The organism is Streptomyces graminilatus, from assembly GCF_001418565.1.
Lineage (GTDB): Bacteria > Actinomycetota > Actinomycetes > Streptomycetales > Streptomycetaceae > Streptomyces > Streptomyces graminilatus.
Window position 1 is genome coordinate 1 of the sequence record NZ_LIQQ01000361.1, and the last position, 3,847, is coordinate 3,847.

At 70.8% G+C, this 3,847-nt stretch carries 3 protein-coding genes; 1 reads left to right on the forward strand and 2 read right to left on the reverse strand.

The window, feature by feature from the left end; translation table 11 throughout:
• Window positions 1-38 precede the first annotated feature (38 nt).
• Together AOK08_RS46030 and AOK08_RS28670 are read right to left on the reverse strand one after the other, a co-directional pair.
• Window positions 39-287: a hypothetical protein gene (locus AOK08_RS46030; protein WP_157876840.1), complete on the reverse strand. Its 249-nt coding sequence runs from the start codon at window positions 285-287 to the stop codon at window positions 39-41.
• Window positions 288-374: 87 nt separating this feature from the next.
• Complete coding sequence (locus tag AOK08_RS28670) at window positions 375-1,433, reverse strand: SMP-30/gluconolactonase/LRE family protein (RefSeq protein WP_055531417.1); 1,059 nt, start codon at window positions 1,431-1,433, stop codon at window positions 375-377.
• Window positions 1,434-1,894: 461 nt separating this feature from the next.
• On the opposite strand from AOK08_RS28670, the gene AOK08_RS28675 reads away from it, so the two are divergent.
• On the forward strand, window positions 1,895-3,811 hold the full coding sequence (locus tag AOK08_RS28675; protein WP_055531419.1) for a 2-oxoacid:acceptor oxidoreductase subunit alpha: 1,917 nt from the start codon (window positions 1,895-1,897) through the stop codon (window positions 3,809-3,811).
• The last annotated feature ends 36 nt before the right edge of the window (window positions 3,812-3,847 follow it).

Genomic DNA, 3,847 nt, shown 5'->3' on the forward strand with positions numbered 1-3,847 from the left:
CGATGAAGCCGGCCGGTGTCCACGGACACCGGCCGGCTTCATCGGTGGCGGCGCGGGTGGAGCGGGTACAGCGGGTACAGCGGATGGAGCAGGTGGAGCGGATGGAGCCGGTGGAGCGGGTGCAGCGGGTGGAGCAGGTGCAGCGGATGGAGCGGGTGCAGCGGGTGCAGCGGATGGAGCAGGTGGAGCGGGTGCAGCGGGTCGGTGTCATCGGCGGCGGCGACGCGGGTGGAACCGGACGGTGCCGCCCGCGACGCTGCGGGCGAACCGGCCGGCGCCACCGGCAACGAGCAAGTGCAACCGGTCCGTGCGTCGGCGGCGTCGCGGGTGGCGCCGGCCGGTGCCCGCGGCGCGGGTGGAGCCGGCCCGTGCTGTCAGCGGCGGCGCAGGTGGAACTGGCCGGGGGTGGACGACGGGACGCCTGTGAGGATTTCGCGGAGGCCGCCGCTGACCACGTAGTCGCCGTACGGCGTCACGGCGATCGTCGTGGGGTCCTCGAACGGCCAGGTCTGGTCCTGCACCGTGCGCGCGGTGCGCCAGCCGTCGGTGGAGCGCAGGACCAGGACGCAGTCCCGGGTCTGGCGTCCGCCGGACAGTGACAGGTCGTTGGACGCGACGACCAGCGAGCCGTCCGGGCGCAGCGCGAGGCCGTCGATGGAGGCCGGCGCGTGGTCCAGGCGGACCTCGCAGACCTTCGGCCGGGCCGAGCGGGGGCGCTCGATGCGGAAGAGCCGGCCGCCCTCGTACTTGCCCATGAGGAGGAAGCCGCCCGGGTGGTGGACGATGCCGTTCGGGCCGGTGTCGTCGGTGAGGAAGCGGTCGTCACGGAGGATGTGCAGCAGCTCGCCGTCACGGCTCACCGTGCTGACCGTGTCGACCCCGGTGTCGGTGACGTAGATGGTGCCCTCGCGGTCGAAGGTGACGTCGTTGGCGCGCGGCAGGGCCTGTCCGTCGGACAGGTCGACCAGGTGCTGCACGGCACCGGTGGCCAGGTCGAAGACGCCGACCCCGGACACCGGGGGCGTCGTCGGGTCCACGATGCCCATCAGCCGGAAGAAGTAGTCGGTGTAGGCGGCCAGTACCCGGCCCCGGGGCGCGTCCACCGTGACGCCGAGCACCGACACCATGGCGAACGGGGTCACCAGCGGGGTGACCGAGCCGTCCGCCTTGACCACCGAGATGGTGCCCTGCGCGCTCGATCCCACGAGGAACGCCTTGCGGGTGGGGTCCCAGGCGACGCCCTCCGGATACACGCCCGGGGCGGTGACGTTGAGGACACTCGGCAGCGCGCAGCGGGCGGACCTGGCTGCCCCGGCCGACCCTGCGGACGCGGCGAACGCGGGCAGCGGCATGGCGGCGAGGCCACCGCCGATGGTGGCCGCGGTGGCGAGTCTCAGAAGGGTCCGGCGGGAGGCCGGGGCTGACGCGTCCATGGTGTGCTCCTTCATACGGTGATGAACGTGACGAAAGCTGATGACCTGTTACGAACTGAGAGGAACAGGCGAAGACTTGGGGTCGGCAGGGCCGAGGTGCGGTGAGCGGGCGGGTTCCGGACTGCCAGGTGGGTTGCCAGTTGGGCCAGGTGGGTTGCCAGGTGGGCCAGTTGGGTTGCCAGGTGGGTTGCCAGGTGGGCCAGTTGGGCTGCCGGGTGCCCGTCGCCCGGGGAGCGACCGGCCGAGTCCGGCTGTCTCGACGGTCATGGACAAGGGTCGCGAGCCGCTCTGGAGAACCGCTGAACCATGGCTGAAACCGGCGGCCGGCGGGTGTACGCCGCCACCCGGAGCCCCCGGAGCGCGCTTTGGCCCGGCGCAAGGCGGCCTGCCTAGCGTCCTGGTAGGTCAGGTCAGCGCACGCAGCGGCGCCGGAGCAGCGGAAGCCAGAGGAGACGAGTCGCGTGACGGTAGACACCGTGGACATCGAAGAGGCCGAGCCGGCGCCCGCCGGTAACCGCACCAAGGACGTGCGCCGCCTGGACCGGGTGGTCATCCGGTTCGCGGGCGATTCCGGTGACGGCATGCAGCTCACCGGTGACCGGTTCACGTCCGAGACCGCGTCGTTCGGGAACGACCTGTCCACGCTGCCGAACTTCCCCGCCGAGATCCGGGCCCCCGCGGGCACCCTGCCGGGCGTCTCGTCCTTCCAGCTCCACTTCGCCGACCACGACATCCTCACCCCCGGCGACGCGCCGGACGTCCTCGTCGCGATGAACCCGGCCGCGCTGAAGGCGAACATCGCCGAGGTGCCGCGCGGCGCCGAGATCATCGTCAACACCGACGAGTTCACCGAACGGGCGATGAAGAAGGTGGGCTACGACACGAGCCCCCTGGAGGACGGCTCGCTCGACGGATACAGCGTCCACCCGGTGCCGCTGACCACCCTGACCGTCGGCGCGCTGAAGGACTTCGGCCTCACCCGCAAGGAGGCCGACCGCTCCAAGAACATGTTCGCGCTGGGCCTGTTGAGCTGGATGTACCACCGGCCGACGGACGGCACCGAGAGGTTCCTGAAGACCAAGTTCGCCAAGAAGCCCGACATCGCGGCGGCGAACATCGCGGCCCTCAAGGCCGGTTGGAACTTCGGCGAGACCACCGAGGACTTCGCCGTCAGTTACGAGGTCGCCCCGGCCACCAGCGCCTTCCCCGCCGGCACGTACCGGAACATCTCGGGGAACCTGGCGCTGGCGTACGGGCTCGTCGCGGCCGGTCAACAGGCCGATCTGCCCCTGTACTTGGGCTCCTACCCGATCACGCCCGCCTCGGACATCCTGCACGAGCTGAGCAAGCACAAGAACTTCGGCGTCCGGACCTTCCAGGCCGAGGACGAGATCGCCGGTATCGGGGCCGCGCTCGGCGCCGCCTTCGGCGGATCACTGGGCATCACCACCACCTCCGGCCCGGGTGTCGCGCTGAAGTCCGAGGCGATCGGGCTGGCCGTGACACTGGAACTGCCGCTCCTCGTCATCGACATCCAGCGCGGCGGGCCCTCCACCGGCCTCCCCACCAAGACCGAACAGGCCGACCTGCTCCAGGCCATGTTCGGCCGCAACGGCGAGGCCCCCGTCCCGGTGATCGCGCCCCGCACCCCGGCCGACTGCTTCGACGCGGCACTGGAAGCCGCCCGGATCGCCCTCACCTACCGCACGCCCGTCTTCCTGCTCTCCGACGGCTACCTCGCCAACGGCTCCGAACCCTGGCGCATCCCGGCGACGGACGAACTCCCCGACCTGCGCGTGCAGTTCGCGCAGGGTCCGAACCACACCCTCGACGACGGCACCGAGGTCTTCTGGCCCTACAAGCGGGACCCGCAGACCCTCGCCCGCCCCTGGGCCGTCCCCGGCACCCCCGGACTCGAACACCGCATCGGCGGCATCGAGAAGCAGGACGGCACCGGCAACATCTCCTACGACCCCGCCAACCACGACTTCATGGTCCGCACCCGCCAGGCCAAGATCGACGGAATCACCGTCCCCGACATCGAGGTCGACGAACCCTCCGGCACCGCCAACACCCTTGTCCTGGGCTGGGGTTCCACCTACGGCCCGATCACCGCGGCCGTACGGGAACTGCGGGAGGCCGGGGAGCCGGTCGCGCAGGCCCATCTGCGCCACCTCAACCCCTTCCCGAAGAACCTGGGCGAGGTCCTCGCACGGTACGAGCGCGTCGTCGTGCCCGAGATGAACCTCGGGCAGCTCGCCATGCTCCTCCGGGCCAAGTACCTGGTGGACGTCAAGTCGTACACCCAGGTCACCGGTACACCGTTCAAGGCGGCACAGCTCGCCCACACACTGCGGGAGACGATCCGTGGGAACTGAACTCCGGCTCCAGCCGAAGGACTTCAAGTCCGACCA